At 62.4% G+C, this 15,197-nt stretch carries 15 protein-coding genes; 10 read left to right on the top strand and 5 right to left on the bottom strand.

From position 1 onward, the window contains the following. Positions 1–21: 21 nt before the first annotated feature. Positions 22–1,611: a GGDEF domain-containing protein gene (locus LPB04_RS11170; RefSeq protein WP_193688728.1), complete on the top strand. Its 1,590-nt coding sequence runs from the start codon at positions 22–24 to the stop codon at positions 1,609–1,611. A gap of 164 nt (positions 1,612–1,775) precedes the next feature. Next, a complete protein-coding gene (gene fliB / locus LPB04_RS11165; protein ID WP_193688727.1) occupies positions 1,776–3,014 on the top strand; it encodes a flagellin lysine-N-methylase in 1,239 nt (412 codons plus the stop codon). A gap of 89 nt (positions 3,015–3,103) precedes the next feature. Here fliB and fliD read toward each other — a convergent pair whose 3' ends face one another. The 3 genes from fliD to LPB04_RS11150 form a co-directional block, all read right to left on the bottom strand. Further along, positions 3,104–4,477, bottom strand: coding sequence for a flagellar filament capping protein FliD (gene fliD / locus LPB04_RS11160; RefSeq protein ID WP_193688726.1), 1,374 nt, complete (start codon positions 4,475–4,477; stop codon positions 3,104–3,106). 42 nt (positions 4,478–4,519) lie between these two features. Continuing rightward, positions 4,520–4,876 (bottom strand): flagellar protein FlaG, encoded by a 357-nt coding sequence (locus tag LPB04_RS11155; protein ID WP_193688725.1) that lies wholly within the window; start codon positions 4,874–4,876, stop codon positions 4,520–4,522. Between the two features lie 72 nt (positions 4,877–4,948). Continuing rightward, entirely contained in the window at positions 4,949–5,776 is an 828-nt protein-coding gene (locus LPB04_RS11150; RefSeq protein ID WP_193688724.1) for a flagellin N-terminal helical domain-containing protein, read from the bottom strand. A gap of 359 nt (positions 5,777–6,135) precedes the next feature. Here LPB04_RS11150 and LPB04_RS11145 point away from each other — a divergent pair, with 359 nt between their 5' ends. The 7 genes from LPB04_RS11145 to LPB04_RS11115 all read left to right on the top strand — a co-directional run bounded on the left by LPB04_RS11145 (position 6,136) and on the right by LPB04_RS11115 (position 11,691). After that, positions 6,136–8,052 (top strand): putative bifunctional diguanylate cyclase/phosphodiesterase, encoded by a 1,917-nt coding sequence (locus LPB04_RS11145; RefSeq protein WP_193688723.1) that lies wholly within the window; start codon positions 6,136–6,138, stop codon positions 8,050–8,052. 138 nt (positions 8,053–8,190) lie between these two features. Beyond that, positions 8,191–8,388 (top strand): hypothetical protein, encoded by a 198-nt coding sequence (locus tag LPB04_RS11140; RefSeq protein WP_193688722.1) that lies wholly within the window; start codon positions 8,191–8,193, stop codon positions 8,386–8,388. A 288-nt stretch (positions 8,389–8,676) separates the two neighbouring features. Continuing rightward, positions 8,677–9,117 (top strand): flagellar export chaperone FliS, encoded by a 441-nt coding sequence (gene fliS / locus LPB04_RS11135; RefSeq protein WP_193688721.1) that lies wholly within the window; start codon positions 8,677–8,679, stop codon positions 9,115–9,117. Beyond that, complete coding sequence (locus tag LPB04_RS11130) at positions 9,117–9,446, top strand: flagellar protein FliT (RefSeq protein ID WP_193688720.1); 330 nt, start codon at positions 9,117–9,119, stop codon at positions 9,444–9,446. The genes fliS and LPB04_RS11130 overlap by 1 nt, the downstream gene beginning before the upstream one ends. 52 nt (positions 9,447–9,498) lie before the next feature. Then, on the top strand, positions 9,499–10,557 hold the full coding sequence (gene fliK / locus LPB04_RS11125) for a flagellar hook-length control protein FliK (RefSeq protein ID WP_193688719.1): 1,059 nt from the start codon (positions 9,499–9,501) through the stop codon (positions 10,555–10,557). Beyond that, positions 10,554–10,949 (top strand): EscU/YscU/HrcU family type III secretion system export apparatus switch protein, encoded by a 396-nt coding sequence (locus tag LPB04_RS11120; RefSeq protein ID WP_193688718.1) that lies wholly within the window; start codon positions 10,554–10,556, stop codon positions 10,947–10,949. The genes fliK and LPB04_RS11120 overlap by 4 nt, the downstream gene beginning before the upstream one ends. Then, a complete protein-coding gene (locus tag LPB04_RS11115; RefSeq protein WP_193688717.1) occupies positions 10,942–11,691 on the top strand; it encodes a flagellar brake protein in 750 nt (249 codons plus the stop codon). Before LPB04_RS11120 ends, LPB04_RS11115 begins: the two co-directional genes overlap by 8 nt. Before the next feature lie 48 nt (positions 11,692–11,739). Here LPB04_RS11115 and LPB04_RS11110 read toward each other — a convergent pair whose 3' ends face one another. Continuing rightward, positions 11,740–13,179, bottom strand: coding sequence for a tyrosinase family protein (locus LPB04_RS11110; protein WP_227496708.1), 1,440 nt, complete (start codon positions 13,177–13,179; stop codon positions 11,740–11,742). Positions 13,180–13,585: 406 nt separating this feature from the next. Between LPB04_RS11110 and LPB04_RS11105 the strand changes: the two genes are divergently transcribed. Further along, positions 13,586–14,629: an acyltransferase family protein gene (locus LPB04_RS11105; RefSeq protein ID WP_193688716.1), complete on the top strand. Its 1,044-nt coding sequence runs from the start codon at positions 13,586–13,588 to the stop codon at positions 14,627–14,629. An 85-nt stretch (positions 14,630–14,714) separates the two neighbouring features. Here LPB04_RS11105 and fliE read toward each other — a convergent pair whose 3' ends face one another. Next, positions 14,715–15,104 carry a flagellar hook-basal body complex protein FliE gene (gene fliE, locus LPB04_RS11100; protein ID WP_193688715.1) on the bottom strand — a complete coding sequence of 130 codons (390 nt, stop codon included), beginning with the start codon at positions 15,102–15,104 and terminating at the stop codon, positions 14,715–14,717. Positions 15,105–15,197 lie beyond the last annotated feature (93 nt).

The raw sequence follows: 15,197 nt of genomic DNA, 5'->3' as shown, positions 1-15,197 counted from the left end.
GCAAATACGTAAGCTTGCATCATGCCTAACCCTCCCGCCCCACCCGCCCAGAACCCCGTCGATATCGCGCGCGAAGCCTTCCGGCGCCTCGCCACGCGCCGCATCGCACCGACGCCCGATGCGTATCGGGACATCTACGACGAGATTGCCGGCATCCCGAAGCCCACATTGGCACCCGCATCTGCCCCGGTCGCGCCCGCCAACGGCGCGGCCGAGGTGGTGTTGGGCGACTTCGCAACCCAGCTGACCGATACCCCGGGCGAACTGGCCGAATACGGCCGCCGCCTGAACCGCGCGGTGAAGGTGCGCGACTGGGAAGCCTATGCGCGCGCCCTGTCGCAGCTGGTCGAGAAGCACTTGCGGCGCGGCATTCCGCCGGGCGTGACCTATGGCATGGAAAGCAAGGACACCGTGCTGCTGCGCGAACTGCTGAGCCGCACGCTGGCGTTTGCCCTGGCGTCGCTGCTGCCGGCCAGCCCCAAGCTGGCAAGCGAAGCCGAGTCGCTCGGCGCCGCCGTGAAAATCGCGCATGGCGAAGCGGCGCTGCAGGAAATCGCGACGCGCCTGAAGGAACTCTGTTTCCAGATCGAACTGCACAACGGCGATGCCGGCGAACAGCAGGAGCTGCTGCTGCGCCTGTTCAAGCTGCTGCTCGAGAACGTCAGCGAATTGCTGGACGACGACAGCTGGATGCGCGGCCAGATCGAGGCCGTGCAGGAACTCATCAGCGGCCCGATCGACACGCGCGCACTGGAAGATGTCACGCGCAGCCTGAAGGACGTGATCTACAAGCAGGGCCAGCTGAAGCACAACCTGTCCGACGTCAGGACCACCGTCAAGAACATGATGATGACCTTCATCGACCGCCTTGGTTCGGTGGCGGCCTCGACCGGCGACTACCACGACAAGCTGGGCGGCTTTTCGGAACGCATCCGCAATGCCGGCGACATCACGGAGCTGAACGAGGTACTCGACCAGGTCCTGAGCGAGACCAGGCAGGCGCAAGCGGAGGCCCTGGCCTCGCGCGACCGCATGCTGGCCGCGCACCGCGAGGTGCAGGAAGCTGAAAGCAGGATCAAGGAGCTGGAAGCGAAGCTGCAGCACATGAGCGAACTGGTGCGCGAAGACCAGCTGACCGGCACCCTCAACCGGCGCGGCCTGGACGACGTGTTCGAGCGCGAAAGCGCGCGCGCCGACCGCCGCAACACGCCGCTGTGCGTGGCCCTGCTCGACCTCGACAATTTCAAGAAGCTCAACGATACCTATGGCCACCTGGCCGGCGACAACGCCCTGCGCCACCTGGCCAAGGTGGTGAAGGCGACGCTACGCTCGATTGACGTGATCGCCCGTTTCGGTGGCGAGGAATTCCTGATCATGCTGCCGGAAACCCCGGTCGAGGCGGCCGTGCTGACCATGACGCGCCTGCAGCGCGAGCTGACCAGGCATTTCTTCATGCACGATAACGAGAAGCTGTTGATCACGTTCTCGGCCGGCGTGGCCTTGCGCCTGCCGAACGAGGACCAGGCGAGCTTGCTGGCACGGGTGGACCGGGCGATGTACAAGGCGAAACAGTCGGGAAAGAACCGGGTGGAAGTGGCCAGCGACAGCTGACCGGACCCTGGTATTCGCGACCATGACGCTTCCACATCTTGTGAGTGGAAACAGACAAACGCGCATCCAACCGGGCCGGAATGTGAATTTTTGGCCCAATCTTCTTGAAACGATTGTTTCCGCAAAGTACGATCAGACTTGCCCCCAGCCTACTACGGACAACCATGGCCATCCTTCACCCTTCCAAATCCCTTACCGCGCTCGTGCCCCAGTATGTCAGCCGTTTCAGCTGCATCGGCTCCAGCTGCGAGGACAGCTGCTGTGCAGGCTGGCGCGTGAACGTCGACAAAAAGACGTTCAACGCCTACCGCCAGTCGAATCATCCGGAACTCAAGCCTGTGTTCGAAAGCAGCGTCAGGCGCGTGCGCAGCCAGGAAAGCGATGCCAGTTACGCGCGCATCGAACTGCATCAGGAATCGGCGGCCTGTCCGCTCATGCAGGACAGCCTGTGCTCGGTGCAGAGACACCTCAACGAAAGCTATCTGTCCGACACCTGCTTCAGCTACCCTCGTTCGACGCGCCAGTTCGCAGGCGGTATTGAACAGAGCCTGACGCTGTCCTGTCCGGAAGCGGCGCGCCAGGCGTTGCTGAGTCCGGACGCCTTCGATTTTGTCGAGAGCAAGGTCGTCGTGCGTGACACCTCGGCCGGCAAGATCCAGCCCATGCACGGGCTGCGTCCGGAGACCATGAATGAAATCCGGATCTTCTGCTTCCAGCTGATGCGCACGCAAGGCCTGGAAGTGTGGGAAAAGCTGGCAGTGCTGGGCGTATTCTGCGAAAGCCTGACCAAGGCGATTCAGGCGCACAAGCAGCAAGCAGTCCCTGCCCTGATCGAAGAACTGGTTGCAGCACTCGAGACCGGGTCTATCACCGATGCCTTGAAGGACATGCCGCCCAATCATTACCAGCAAGCGGCGGTGTTCGCCACCATGTGGAACGTCCGGCATAAAACTACCCACTCCACCTCGCAGAATGCCATCCTGGACATGATCGCAAGGGGTATGCCAACGGACCCGGCCAGCGGGGAATCGGTCGAGCAGCAAATCGTTGCCAACTACCGCCGCGGCATCGAACGCCTGCCGGCCGCGCTGAGCGAAGCACCCTGGCTGATGGAGCATTATCTACTGAACGAAATGTTCAGCGCCCTGTTCCCGTTCGGCGACAGCACACCCTACGAACACTACCTGCGGCTGGTCTCGCGTTTCGGCATGGTCCGCTTCGTGCTGGCCGCCCAGTGCAACAGCGACGCCAGCTTGCCGACGCCGGCCCTGCTGGCCCAGACGGTCCAGGTGTTTTGCCGCCGCGTCCAGCACGATATGAAGCTGGCGCAGCAGATTAACCAGGCCCTGCAAAACACTGGCTGGGACAGGCTGGACCGGATCTTCGGCTTCCTCCGTTCCTGATCCGTCAAACGCGGGCATGAACGAAAACAGGGCTGTCCGAGATCGGACAGCCCTGTTTTTTACGTCGATACCGGTTGCTAGTGTATTGCTTAGTATCCGCTGTTGGCTGCCAGCGCCGCCAGCTGTTGCGTCATATAGCTGCTCATGCTTTGCATATTGACCATCATCGAGTCGAGCGAGGTGAACTGCGTGCGGTAGCGCTTCTCGGTCTGGGCCAATTGCAGCTCCATCCGGTCACTGCTTTTCTCCAGGCCCTTGATCGAGGCGTTCAGGCCATCCGTGCGGCTCTTGAACACTCCTTTCGAGCCCAGCATATCTTCCGTGACCTTGGCAAGGCGGGTAGCGACGCCGGACGCCGAGTTGAACAGATTCGACACGCCCTCGAAATTGGTGGCGATCGCTGTCTCCAGCTTGGCCGGCTTTTCCAGTTTCAGGGTACCGTCGCGCTGGAAGGCAATCCCGATGTCGGACAGCGACGACAGGCCCGTGGCGCCGCTGACTGCCTTGCCGAGTTCGGAGCGTATGCTGCCCAGGATCGAGCGCGCACCCGCGTCACCGTTGAGTACAGCGCCAGTTTTCGTGGCGGCATTGTAGGCGGTCTGCTTGTTGACCGCCGTAGCCAGCGCGTTGTAGGCGTCGACGAAGGCGGTGACCGACTTCGTCACCGTCGCCGCGTCTTTCGCGAGGGTGATCGTGGCCGGGCTGCCGATATTGGTCTGGGCCAGGTTCAGGGTCACACCCTTGATCGCATCGATCACGGTATTCGATGGTTTCGACACCGCGATGCCGTCAATCGTCATCTCGGCATTCTGCGCAGTCTGCGTCCGCGCCATATTCGGCTCCGTCGGCGGCACGGTGACCGGCGGGGGCGTGCTATCGAAACGCGCCAAGCTGCCCGTCGCAGCAATCGTCACGCCGTTGGCACTGCCGCTCTGGTTGCCCGTGATGACGAGACGATCTTGCGTGCCGTCGTTCAGGATGGTGGCAGTCACGCCGGCGTTGGCTTTGTTGATGGCACTCGAGACACTAGCCAGGGTGGCATCGGTCAGGTTCACAGTCGTGGGCTTGCCACCGATCGTGATTTCCATCGAACCGGGGCCGAGGAACTTTGCATCTGTTGCAATGCCGGACGACACCAGCTTATCGCTCTGCGCCAGTTTGCTTACCTCGATCGAATAGCTGCCGGCTGCCGCACCGCCGTCCTTGGTAGCGGACACACCGATCGCATCGGCTTTGGTGGACGTTGTCGTCAGCGCCCGCAGGGCGTCGCCCGACAGCGCCTTCACGGCTGCCTGGAAGGTGGACACCGCGCTCTTGAGCGTACCGAACGCGGACAGTTTGGAATTGAAGCTGGCTTGTTTCGCTTGCAGGTTCGCGAGCGGCTGCTTCTCGACCTCCATCAGGGACGTCACGAGACCGTTGACGTCCAACCCCGACAGCATGCCTGCGGCACTAATACCCATTGTTCGCTTCCTTCATATAAGACGGATGCAGATGCCCCGGCCTCAAGCCTTGTCGCGCAACATCACACCCTGCATCTGTTCGATCGAACGCCACAGCTTGAGCGCCTCGACGCTCGGGATCTGGCGCAGCACCGCGTCAGTCTGGGTGTCGACCACCTTGACCACGGTGCGGCCGCTGTCCTCGTCGACCGAAAAACGCACGCCTTGCGCATTGGCCTGCGCCACCTTGTTCAGGTCGGCAACGGCATTGCCCAGTTCGACACCGGCCAACTTGTTGTCCACATGTGCAAACGCCGCGACGGGCGCGGCAGAGGTAACTGGCTTGACGCCGTCCACCGACGGCCGCGCCGTATTGCCGGCGACGACCGATGGGCTTCCAGCTTGTATTGGTTGCAACATCGGAACACCTCTTTGAAAACAGCTGTGCGGGGCTTAACCCCGCACAGCTGGACCATCGATTATATCGGGGGATTAACCGCGCAGCAGCGACATCACGTTGTTCGGTGCCGAGTTGGCCTGGGCCAGCATCGCGGTACCTGCCTGCTGCAGGATCTGCGCGCGGCTCAGCTTGCTGGTTTCAGAAGCGTAGTCGGTATCCATGATGCGGCTCTTTGCGGCCGACTGGTTCTCGATCGAGCTCGACAGGTTGCTGATCGCATAGCCCATACGGTTCTGTGCGGTACCCAGCGACGCGCGCTCCGTGTTCAGGGCCTTCAGGGCGCCGTCGATCTTGGCGATGGTGGCGCCAGCGTTGGCAGGCGTATCAACCTTCAGGTCGGTCGCAGCGGTGAACTTGGCGTAGCCGTCGCTGTCGGCGATGGCGACCTTGATCGATTCGTCCTTGTTGGCGCCGACCTGGATGTCGACGGTGAGCGGAGCGCCCGACTTCATCAGGCTTTTGCCATTGAAGCTGGTCGTGTCGGCGATACGGGCGATTTCGTCATTCAGAGCCGACATCTCGGTGCCGATGTTGCCGGTTTCGTCGGCGCCGTTGGTGCCGTTGGCGGCCTGGACTGCCAGTTCACGCATACGCTGCAGTGCATCCGAAATGTTCGACATGGCGCCGTCGGCGGTCTGGATCATCGAGATGCCGTCGTTGGCGTTACGCGATGCCTGGGTCATGCCGCGGATCTGCGAGTCCATCTTGGTGGCGATCGACAGGCCGGCTGCGTCGTCCTTGGCGCTGTTGACGCGCAGGCCAGACGACAGGCGGGTCATCGATGTTTGCAGGTCGTTGCTCGACTTGGCCATGTTACGTTGCGCATTCAGCGACGACATGTTGGTGTTGATGATCGACATGGTAGTTCTCCAGTGGGCAGTTCAGTTAGGTGCTGCTATCAGGGGTTCGGTTTCTTGCTTGCTTTGCTGTTTCAGCTCGCTTGTATTCTTTAACGGAGACCTCTGCAAAACCTTGAGGATTTTTTTAAAAAAAAATGTTTGTGAGCAACTTCGCACTGGTCGCTGACAGGTAGCGGGCGAATTGGCGAGGACTGCTACAAGGGCATTAACGGCGGTCTGGCTAAAATAATGAGACGGCGGCAGGCCGCTTTCCATGGATTTAACAATCGTGCGCTAATTGCAAAATTTCGATTGTTCTGGCGTAATACAGGCTGGACCACGAACCCGGCCGTATCGTCACGATGCGGCCCGCCCCGCACATGATGACACCCGCCATTCCGGTCGACGAAGCCCGGCGGCTCGCCGCCCTGCACGCAACGAGCCTGTTCGGCACGGGCCCCGAGGAAGCATTCGACCGGATCACGCGGATGACGGCCAAGCTGCTGGGGGTGCCGACCGCCCTGATCTCGCTGGTCGGCAGCGACACCCAATGGTTCAAGTCGCGCTGCGGCTTCGACGCCCAGACCACCTCGCGCGAAGTGTCCTTCTGCGGCCACGCGATCCTGACCGACCAGCCGCTGGTGGTCGAGGATGCCGCCAACGACCCGCGCTTTGCCGATAACCCGATCGTGGTCGGCGCACCGCACATTCGCTTTTATGCGGGGGTGCAGCTGTATTCCGTAGAGCGCGCCAAGCTCGGCACCCTGTGCATCATCGACAGTGCGCCGCGCGAACTGGACGCGGCCGAACTGGCTGAACTGCACGACCTGGCGCGCATGGTCGAGGAGCTGATCTACCACCGCCAGCTTGTCATGGCCGCGCAGCAACTGCACGACCAGCTGCAACAAAACGCCTCGCGTGCCCAGCTGGCCGCTTCCGCCGGCCAGGTCGAATTCCTGCTGACCCACGATACGCTCACCGGACTGGCCAACCGCCAGGCCCTGCTGGGGGCGATCCGCGACAGCGTGGCCGACTGGGGCCGGCGCACCAGCTCCGCCGCGGTGGCCTGCCTGAACATCGACCGTTTCAAACGCGTCAACGACGCGCTCGGCCATGCCGCCGGCGATGAAGTGCTGGTGGCCGTCACCCGCTGCCTGCAGGCCGGGCTGGCGGAGGACGACTTGCTGGCGCGCACCGGCAGCGACGAATTCGTGCTGCTGCTGAACCGGACCGGCGGCGAAGCGGCGCTGCTGGCGCGCCTGCGCGGCCTGCTGGAAAGCGTCAACAGCAGCGTTTCCTGGGCTGGGAAAGATATTTCCATCACCTGCAGCCTCGGGTTCGCCTGTTTCCCGCAGGACGGCGAGGATGCCGACACCCTGCTCAGCAATGCCAACACGGCGATGCGCCATGCCAAGGAAACGGGCGGCGCGCGCCTGCAGCACTTCGCACCGGCCCAGCGCCGCGAACTGGGACGGCGCATGGCGCTCGAACACCAGCTGCACCGCGCCATCGAACGCGAGGAATTGTTCCTGCAGTACCAGCCGAAGATCGATCTGCAGGGCGGCACCCTGGCCGGCTTCGAGGCCCTGCTGCGCTGGCGCCATCCGGAACACGGCATTGTCTCTCCAGAGGAATTCGTGCCGATTGCCGAGGAAACCGGCCTGATCGTGCCGATCGGCGACTGGCTCGTGCGCACGGCGGTCAAACAGATGGCGGCCTGGCACGCGGCCGGCCTGCCGCAGATTCCGGTGGCGGTGAACCTGTCGGCGCGCCAGTTCCTGCAAGGCGACGTGGTGGCGCTGGTCCGTGAACTGCTGGCGCAGGAGAAAATCGCACCGCACCTGCTGGAACTGGAACTGACGGAAAGCCTGTCGATGGCCGACCCCGAACGCAGCCTGGCGATCATGCGCGAACTGCGCGCGCTCGGGGTCACGCTCAGCATCGACGATTTCGGCACCGGCTATTCGAGCTTCGCCTACCTCAAGCGGCTGCCGATCGACAAGCTCAAGATCGACAAGTCCTTTGTCCACGACATGGTGCACAGCTCGGATGCGCGCGCCATCGTGCAGGCGATCGTCGCCATGGCGCACCGCATGAACCTGCGCGTGGTGGCCGAAGGCGTCGAGGTGGCGGCCCAGGCCGTGGCGCTGCGCGACACCGGCTGCGACCAGGCCCAGGGCTATTACTATGCGCGTCCGCTCGACGCGCTCGAGGCCGGCGCTTTCCTCGCGCCCGGACCGCATGCGGCAGCGGCGCTTCCCATGCGGAAAGGCCCGCCCGGCGGTTCGCATGCCTGAGTCGTATTTACAACAGAAACATTTTCTAACAATTCGACCACGTGCGCGGGGTCGACATGGATATCATTGTATTAATGCGACACGGTGGACGTATGCGACGTCCGGCCGGCTGTCGAGCGGGTTGATGGTGCGAGTTTCATGATGCAACGAAGAACCGACGAGCAAACGGCGCTGACCGCCGAATATGCTCTTTATCTGGTGGACATTCGCGGAGTCGAATTCGCCCTGACCTATCTCGACACCTGCAATGTGCCGCGCTCGATCCTGACGCGTGCCCTGCAGAGTCCCGAAGCGCGGCGCCATCACGAGCGGCGCCAGCGGCCACGCAACGACTGACTTTTTTAAGCCTCGCGTGAGCGCTTCCTGCTGGCGCGCAATCTCCCTTCTTCACTCTTGTGCGCGGCCCGGCACGCCTGTCGAATCCATTATCGGGATGACAAAGCCTGAAAAAGCCGGGTATTCCCGCCTCTCAAGTCCGGTTAGAACCTGCCGTTAAGCCAGTAAACTACCCACGCTGAAGAATGGCAGGACGGCCTCGACGCCGCACCGACCAGCTCCAGCACGAACTTGGCGGAACGCCCCCTGGCGCGCTCCCCACACTTGAAGAAGTATTGGAGGTTCACGATGTTTGGATCGATGCAGCGCGGCGTCAACGCTTACGCCAAAGTAGGACTGGAAACCTCGGTGATTTCCGCTTCGCCCCATAAACTGATCGTCATGCTGTACGACGGCGCCCTGGCCGCGATCAAGAGTGCAGCCACGCACATGGCGGCCGGCAATATCGTCGAGAAAGGCGCGGCTGTCTCGAAAGCCCTCGACATCATCAACAACGGCCTGCGCGCCAGCCTCGACAAGAAGGCCGGCGGCGAGATCGCCAGCAACCTCGACGCCCTGTACGTGTACATGACCGAACGCCTCCTGACCGCCAGCCTGCAGAACAAGACGGCGCTGCTCGACGAAGTGCAGACCCTGCTGACCGACCTGCGCGACGCATGGACGCAGATCGGCGAAAAGCCGGTTCAGCCGGCCGCGATGTCGCACTACCCCGTGATGGCGAGCGCCTGATGATGACGGGCCAGGAAGTCCTGCTCGAGTACGCCGCGGTCGCCGACCTGACCGGGCAGATGCTCGCCGCCGCCGAAGCCGGCGACTGGGACCACCTGGTGGTCCTCGAGCGCGCATGCACGGCGCACGTCGACACCTTGAAACGCAGCGAAGCGGCGGTCGAACTCAATCCGTCGGGCCGCCAGGCAAAGATCGACTGCATCCGCCGCATCCTGGCCGATGACCGCAAGATCCGCGACCTGACCATGCCCTGGATGGCCCAGCTGTCCGCCCTGATCAACAACTCCGGTACCCAGCGCCGCCTCGTCAACGCCTACGGCAGTGTTTGACGCCGGGCGCGCCAGCGGCGGCCCGCTCCCTCCGACAGGTCCTTAGCTTTCCATGGTCGAGCGCATCCCCAGTCCCGGCCTCAGCGCCCCGCTACCGGCCCGGCCGGTAGCGCCGACCGAACGCACGGGCGATCCCCGCCTCGAAGCCTTCCAGCGTACCCTCGCCACCATGCTCGGCAGCCAAGTGCAAGCCGCGGTGCTGGCACGCCTCGGCGACGGCAGTTTCATGGTGCGCGTGGCGGATATGCCGGTGCGCATGATGCTGCCTCCGGGCATTCAGCCCGGCGCGCAGCTGACGATGACAGTGCTCGCCGCGTCTCCGCAGCCGACCTTCGGCCTCGGCGACGCCGCCCTGCACGGCACCCTGCTGCCCTTGAGCGCGAACGCCGCCTCGCTGGCGGCCAGCGTCGCCGCCGCCAGCTCGCGCCTGCTGCAGGCAGGCGGCCAGGGGCAGTCGGCTGAGCTCAGCCCGGCGGCGCGCCTGCTCGGCCAGGTCCTGAAAAGCGCCGCCGGCGCCCCGCCGCTGGCCAGCCTGAACCCCAGCACGCCTCTCTTGCCGCAGGGCGCCCCCGATCCGGCGCAGCTGGCGGGACAATTGCAGCAGGCCGTGGCCAAAAGCGGCCTGTTCTACGAATCGCACCTTGCGCAATGGGCGGAAGGCAAACGTCCGCTGGCCGAACTGATGGCCGAACCGCAGGCGCGGCAGGCGCCCGGCACCCTTCCCACCGATCCCTCGGCTTCGCAGCTGATCAACCAGCAGTTGGCGACGCACGAATCCGGCCAGCTCGTGTGGCAGGGTCAATTCGGCCCCGGCCAGCCGATGCGCTGGGAGATCACACGCAATGGCGACGATGGCGAGGATGCCGCCCAGGCGCGCGGCGGCAAGGACGACGGGGCCGGCTGGCACAGCGGCCTGCGCCTGCGTTTCGCCCTGCTGGGAGAAGTCGAAGCCAGCGTCAGCCTGCGTGGCGCGCGCCTGCATATCGAATTGGTGGCAGAATCGGGGAGCGCCAGCCTGCTGCGCGCGGAGGCGCCGCGCCTGCAGGAAGCGCTGGCGGCGGCCGGCAACGAACTGGCGGCGCTGCGCGTCAACGATCGGGAGGGCGCATGAGCGAATTGCCGCAACGCCAGCAGCGCGCCGTCGCCCTCGCCTACGCTGCCGGATCGAGCGCGCCGACGGTGGTCGCCAAGGGCCGCGGGCTGGTGGCCGAACAGATCATCGAGCGGGCGAACGACGCCGGCGTGTTCGTCCACGAATCGAAGGAACTGGTCGCGCTGCTGATGGATATCGACCTCGACGGCCAGATTCCGCCGGCCCTCTACCGCGCAATTGCGGAACTGTTAGCATGGCTATATCATATTGAGTCAGCGCAACAACTCGGCCGGCCCACTCAGGCCCCGCCGGACAGCGCTCTCCATATCGACTCATCTGCAAACTCATTTGCAGACTTACCTGCAGACTCACCTGCAATATCGGCGGAACAAGATGCAAGCAATGCATGACGCAGAACTGGAAAACTGGCACGACTACGAGGTGCAGTCGCGCCGCGAGATCGTGGCGCTGCTGCGCCAGATCGGCGAAAAGAAGCAATTGATCCGGATGAAGATCAAGGGCGAGGCCGATGTCTGCGTCACCTCGATCCTCGAGGTCGATGCCGACGATGGCGTGTTCGTGCTGGATCGCTCGATCAACCGCGAGCAGAACGAGCGCATCGTGCAGGCCAGGAGCGTGCTCTGCGAAACCTACCTCGACAAGATCCGCATTTTGTTCAGCGTGAACGGCGTGCGCGAAGCCGAGTTCCGGGGCGCGAGCGCGCTGGCGGCCGAGATTCCGTCTTCCCTGATCCGCCTGCAGCGGCGCGAGTTTTATCGGATGCCGACGCCGGTGACCAATCCGGTACCGGCCCTGGTGCCGATGCCGCTCGACCTCGGGGGCGGCAACGCCACCTTCCCGCTGGCCGACATCAGCTGCGGCGGCGTCGCCCTGCTCGACAACAAGATGATGCTCAATTCGACGATCGGCCAGACCTTCACCAATTGCCGCATCGAGCTGCCCGAGATCGGCACCGTCACCACCTCGCTCCAGGTGCGCAATGCGCTGGACGTGACGATGCTGAACAACAAAACCAGCCGCCGCATCGGCTGCATGTTCGTCGATATTTCGCGCGGGAACATGGCTGCTGTGCAACGCTATATCACCAGGCTGGAGCGTGAGCGCAATGCGAAGCTCGCCGGCCTGAACTGACCCCGCTTCACCGGCGCCGGCCCTGGCCGGTTTGCAGACGGTGGATCGTCAGGAATCCTTCTCCTCGGTCGACAGCTCCAGCCGCGCCTCGCCGATACCGATCGTCGCGCCGCGCGGGCTGTTATCGCCATCGACCCGGATGAAGGAGATCGAGGCGATACCGACGCGCAGGTCCTGATTCCGCACCAGCCCCCGCGCAACCGTGTAACTCAGCCGTGCCGGGCCGCCATGATGGGATGCGCCGTTGATCTGGAAGGCGCCCAGGGTCCCGAGCAGCACCGACGTCTGGCCGTTGGCCGTGCCATCGGCAGACGGTGTATTCAGGTAGACCTGGTAAAAATATCCACCGTTCATGCCCTCATCGGTCAGCTCGAGATTATCGAGTACAACCTGCACCGATCTGTATTTCCTGGCGCTGCCCCGAACCGTCCCCGGGTTGCCGCGCATGATCTCCTGTACCGCGGCCCAGTCTTCCGGCAAGACCGGGAACTGTGCGCTGACCGAGCGCTGGTCCAGTCCGACCGCAAGCGCCCCGCCAATCGAAAAAGTCGTGTCGCCGGTCGGCTTGCGCCCGCCCGGCTTGAATGGCCCCGCCGGTGGAATGGGCAGCAGACGCTCGTTCCCATGCGCCTGCACCTGGTGTACCTCGCCGCGCGGCAGCTGGGCGACCGGCATGGTGGTCGGCATGAACTCGTTCTGATAGTAATACTGCAGGTTGGTGCGCGTGTCGTAGGTGGAGCTTCTTTGCATCGTCAACGTGCTGGTATAGGTATGGCTGCCCAGCCAGTAGGAGTTGGTCGTCGCCGGCATTTTCCTTCCCCCGCCGGCAGCCACCCAGGCAACCCAGAGCCGGTCGACGTTCGCGTGGTGGAGCCAGAAAATCGGGTCGTTCGGCGAATTCATCGTTGCCATCACATTGCCGATGATGTCGTGCACCGGATTGTGGGGGGCGCCTTCCAGGCTGGGCTCGAAGGCGTTGTACAGGCCGCGCTGGAAGTTCGTCACCGTCGCGGCAAAAGGAGCAAGGGTCAGGGCTTGCCGCACGTTGGTATTGACCCGCGGCACATACAGGGGATTGGTACTGCTTGCATTCGTGAATTCGGCAGGCAGTGTCGCGTTGGAATAGTAATCCCAGTAGGGAAGGACAAGCTTGCTGTCGCCGGAGACGATACGCAGCTGGCGCTCGAAATAACAGAGGTAACCGCGATGCCAGGCGTAAAAATAAGCGACGCCGTGGGGGCAGCGATTGAGGTGGATATTCGTCCAATACGCCCAACTGTTCGGATCAGCTGCATTCGTGTTTGCCTTCATCCGGCGTATTGCCGTAAGCAGCGATCCGTATTGCGGCGTGACCTTGAAGCTCTGCCATTCCTGGCGTTTCTGAAGGACCGTTTGCGCCCAGGCCCCCATCGGAATGGCAGGCGCAGCGAGCGCAATGACTGAGTCGCGGAGAAAACGTCTCCGCATCATTTCTTGATTAGTCATCATATCCCCTAAGGAAGTGCCTTACGTATTCGCCGGCTTATCCCATTCGATCGGGATCGGCGATATTCGACGCTACGCACATTCGAGAGGGGGCGCTTGACAAATATCAGAGCTACTCGGACGCACATTTGTACCTCCTGGATCCATAGCGCATCGCAAAAATACGGGTACGAATATCAGGAAATTTCTCTAATCAAAGTACGCCTCAGATACAAACGGATTCGGTTTTTTAATAAAAAGCCGCTACTACTTATCTGCATCAAGTCCGGTCGCTGAAGTACCGATAAACTTGATGACGGAACTGTTTCCATTTTTTTAACCCCACCAGGGGAACTGGGATGGCCTGCATGAAACATTCGCCCTGGCACTACGGCGCCGCTTTCACGAATCAAGTGTTCGGTGCGTGGCAATGATGACTTCCACATCGCCCTCCCCCAATCTCGACGTGCTGCGCTCGCTGGCGGTCAGTTTCGTCGTGATCAGCCATCTTCTGCTGGATAACTCGCTGGCAAATCCTGGCGGCTTCGACACCCATATCCTGGGCACGCTGGGTGTGATGATCTTCTTCGTGCACACCTGCCTGGTGCTGATGTTTTCGCTGGATCGGCAAACGAGGGTCCTCGGCGGTCCTCCCACGACGATATCCTTTCTTGTAGTCCGGGCCTTCCGGATCTATCCCCTAAGCATCGTGGTCGTCGTCGTGCTTTCCGTGATCGAACGGATGCACTCCGGGACGCAGCCGAACCTGTCTACCTTCCTCAGCAATGTGTTCCTGATACAGAACCTGACCGGGAGTGCCAACGTCACGCCGGTACTGTGGAGTTTGCCCTACGAATTCCAGATGTATTTCTTCCTGCCTGTGCTGTTCATCTGGTCACGCTACAGTGGCAGATATTCATCCGGCGGCATCGCTGCGCTATGGTGTGCGTCCGTTGCGCTCGTACTTGCTTTCTGGCGGCTCGGGATCGATTTCAGCCTGGTCAAGTTCTTCCCCTGCTTTCTGCCGGGGGTGCTGGCGTTTTGCCGGCGACGCATGCCTCGCAGCTATTCACCGGGCGTCTTGTTCGCCTATGTCGGGGCGGTCGCCATCCTCTATCCTTCGCTGGTCGGACACGGCGCGAATGCCACCGTGCTTTCCTGGCTCATTTGTTTGCTGCTCGGCATGTTGATTCCGAGATGCGGGGAAATAAAATCAAACCTGATCCGGAATGTCGGCAGCGTGATTGCCCGTTACTCCTACGGAATCTATCTCGTCCACGACCCCATCCGTTATTTTTCGTTTCATTACCTGAAGGGGATATCGCCGTTCGTCCAATGGTCGGTCTTTGTTGTCGCCGTGGCCGGCCTTTCTTATTTTGCTTACCATTTCATCGAAAAGCCTTGCATCGATTTGGGGCGGGCTGCCGTCAACCGCTTCAATTTCAACCGCACGCGGACCGCGCCGGATCTCTGAACGCCAGCGACAGCCAAAAAAAGGGCCGCTTCCAATTGGAAAGCGGCCCGTGTGCATTAAAGGCACTGTTAGTAGTCCGGAAAACTCAAACCTGCATATTCATGATCTCGTGATACGCCGACACCAGCTTGTTGCGCACCTGCACCGTCGCCTGGAATGCAATCGTGGATTTTTGCATCGCGATCATCGTGTCCGAAAGGCTGACGCTGTCGTCGCCCATGGCGAAGCGGTTGCCCAGGTCCTCGGCCGTTTTCTGTGAATTGCTGACCTGCTCCAGCGAATTCTTGAGGGCATCTGAAAAGCTGACCTTCGACGGACCTTCGTTGACCGGGGCGGCATTGCCGATCCCGCCGAGTCCGCCCAGGGCGCCGGGCCCACCGGTGCCGAGCGAAGGCGCGGCCGGCTTCGTGGCCGCGGCCTTGAGCTGGGCCATCATCGCCTCGATCCGGCTGCTGTCGATTCCGCCTACGTTCATGGGTTCTCCTGTTCAATCTCTTGCGTGCCCCGGTACAAACCGTACGGGAGCAATGTCAGGCTTGCAGGTTACCAGCGTCCACGCAAGCCGCTG

Source organism: Massilia litorea (genome assembly GCF_015101885.1).
Taxonomy (GTDB): Bacteria; Pseudomonadota; Gammaproteobacteria; order Burkholderiales; family Burkholderiaceae_D; genus Telluria; species Telluria litorea.
This window is presented reverse-complemented; position numbering and strand designations above follow the sequence as displayed.

What these genes read in the sequence shown, in the direction of transcription:
- fliB (WP_193688727.1), top strand. Translation starts at nt 1,776, where the DNA reads ATGGCCATCCTTCACCCTTCCAAATCCCTTACCGCGCTCGTGCCCCAG.
- LPB04_RS11120 (WP_193688718.1), top strand. Translation starts at nt 10,554, where the DNA reads ATGAGCGAATTGCCGCAACGCCAGCAGCGCGCCGTCGCCCTCGCCTAC.
- fliK (WP_193688719.1), top strand. Translation starts at nt 9,499, where the DNA reads ATGGTCGAGCGCATCCCCAGTCCCGGCCTCAGCGCCCCGCTACCGGCC.
- LPB04_RS11115 (WP_193688717.1), top strand. Translation starts at nt 10,942, where the DNA reads ATGCATGACGCAGAACTGGAAAACTGGCACGACTACGAGGTGCAGTCG.
- fliD (WP_193688726.1), bottom strand. Translation starts at nt 4,477, where the DNA reads ATGGGTATTAGTGCCGCAGGCATGCTGTCGGGGTTGGACGTCAACGGT.
- LPB04_RS11140 (WP_193688722.1), top strand. Translation starts at nt 8,191, where the DNA reads ATGATGCAACGAAGAACCGACGAGCAAACGGCGCTGACCGCCGAATAT.
- fliS (WP_193688721.1), top strand. Translation starts at nt 8,677, where the DNA reads ATGTTTGGATCGATGCAGCGCGGCGTCAACGCTTACGCCAAAGTAGGA.
- LPB04_RS11150 (WP_193688724.1), bottom strand. Translation starts at nt 5,776, where the DNA reads ATGTCGATCATCAACACCAACATGTCGTCGCTGAATGCGCAACGTAAC.
- LPB04_RS11170 (WP_193688728.1), top strand. Translation starts at nt 22, where the DNA reads ATGCCTAACCCTCCCGCCCCACCCGCCCAGAACCCCGTCGATATCGCG.
- LPB04_RS11155 (WP_193688725.1), bottom strand. Translation starts at nt 4,876, where the DNA reads ATGTTGCAACCAATACAAGCTGGAAGCCCATCGGTCGTCGCCGGCAAT.
- LPB04_RS11110 (WP_227496708.1), bottom strand. Translation starts at nt 13,179, where the DNA reads ATGATGACTAATCAAGAAATGATGCGGAGACGTTTTCTCCGCGACTCA.
- fliE (WP_193688715.1), bottom strand. Translation starts at nt 15,104, where the DNA reads ATGAACGTAGGCGGAATCGACAGCAGCCGGATCGAGGCGATGATGGCC.
- LPB04_RS11130 (WP_193688720.1), top strand. Translation starts at nt 9,117, where the DNA reads ATGATGACGGGCCAGGAAGTCCTGCTCGAGTACGCCGCGGTCGCCGAC.
- LPB04_RS11105 (WP_193688716.1), top strand. Translation starts at nt 13,586, where the DNA reads ATGATGACTTCCACATCGCCCTCCCCCAATCTCGACGTGCTGCGCTCG.
- LPB04_RS11145 (WP_193688723.1), top strand. Translation starts at nt 6,136, where the DNA reads ATGATGACACCCGCCATTCCGGTCGACGAAGCCCGGCGGCTCGCCGCC.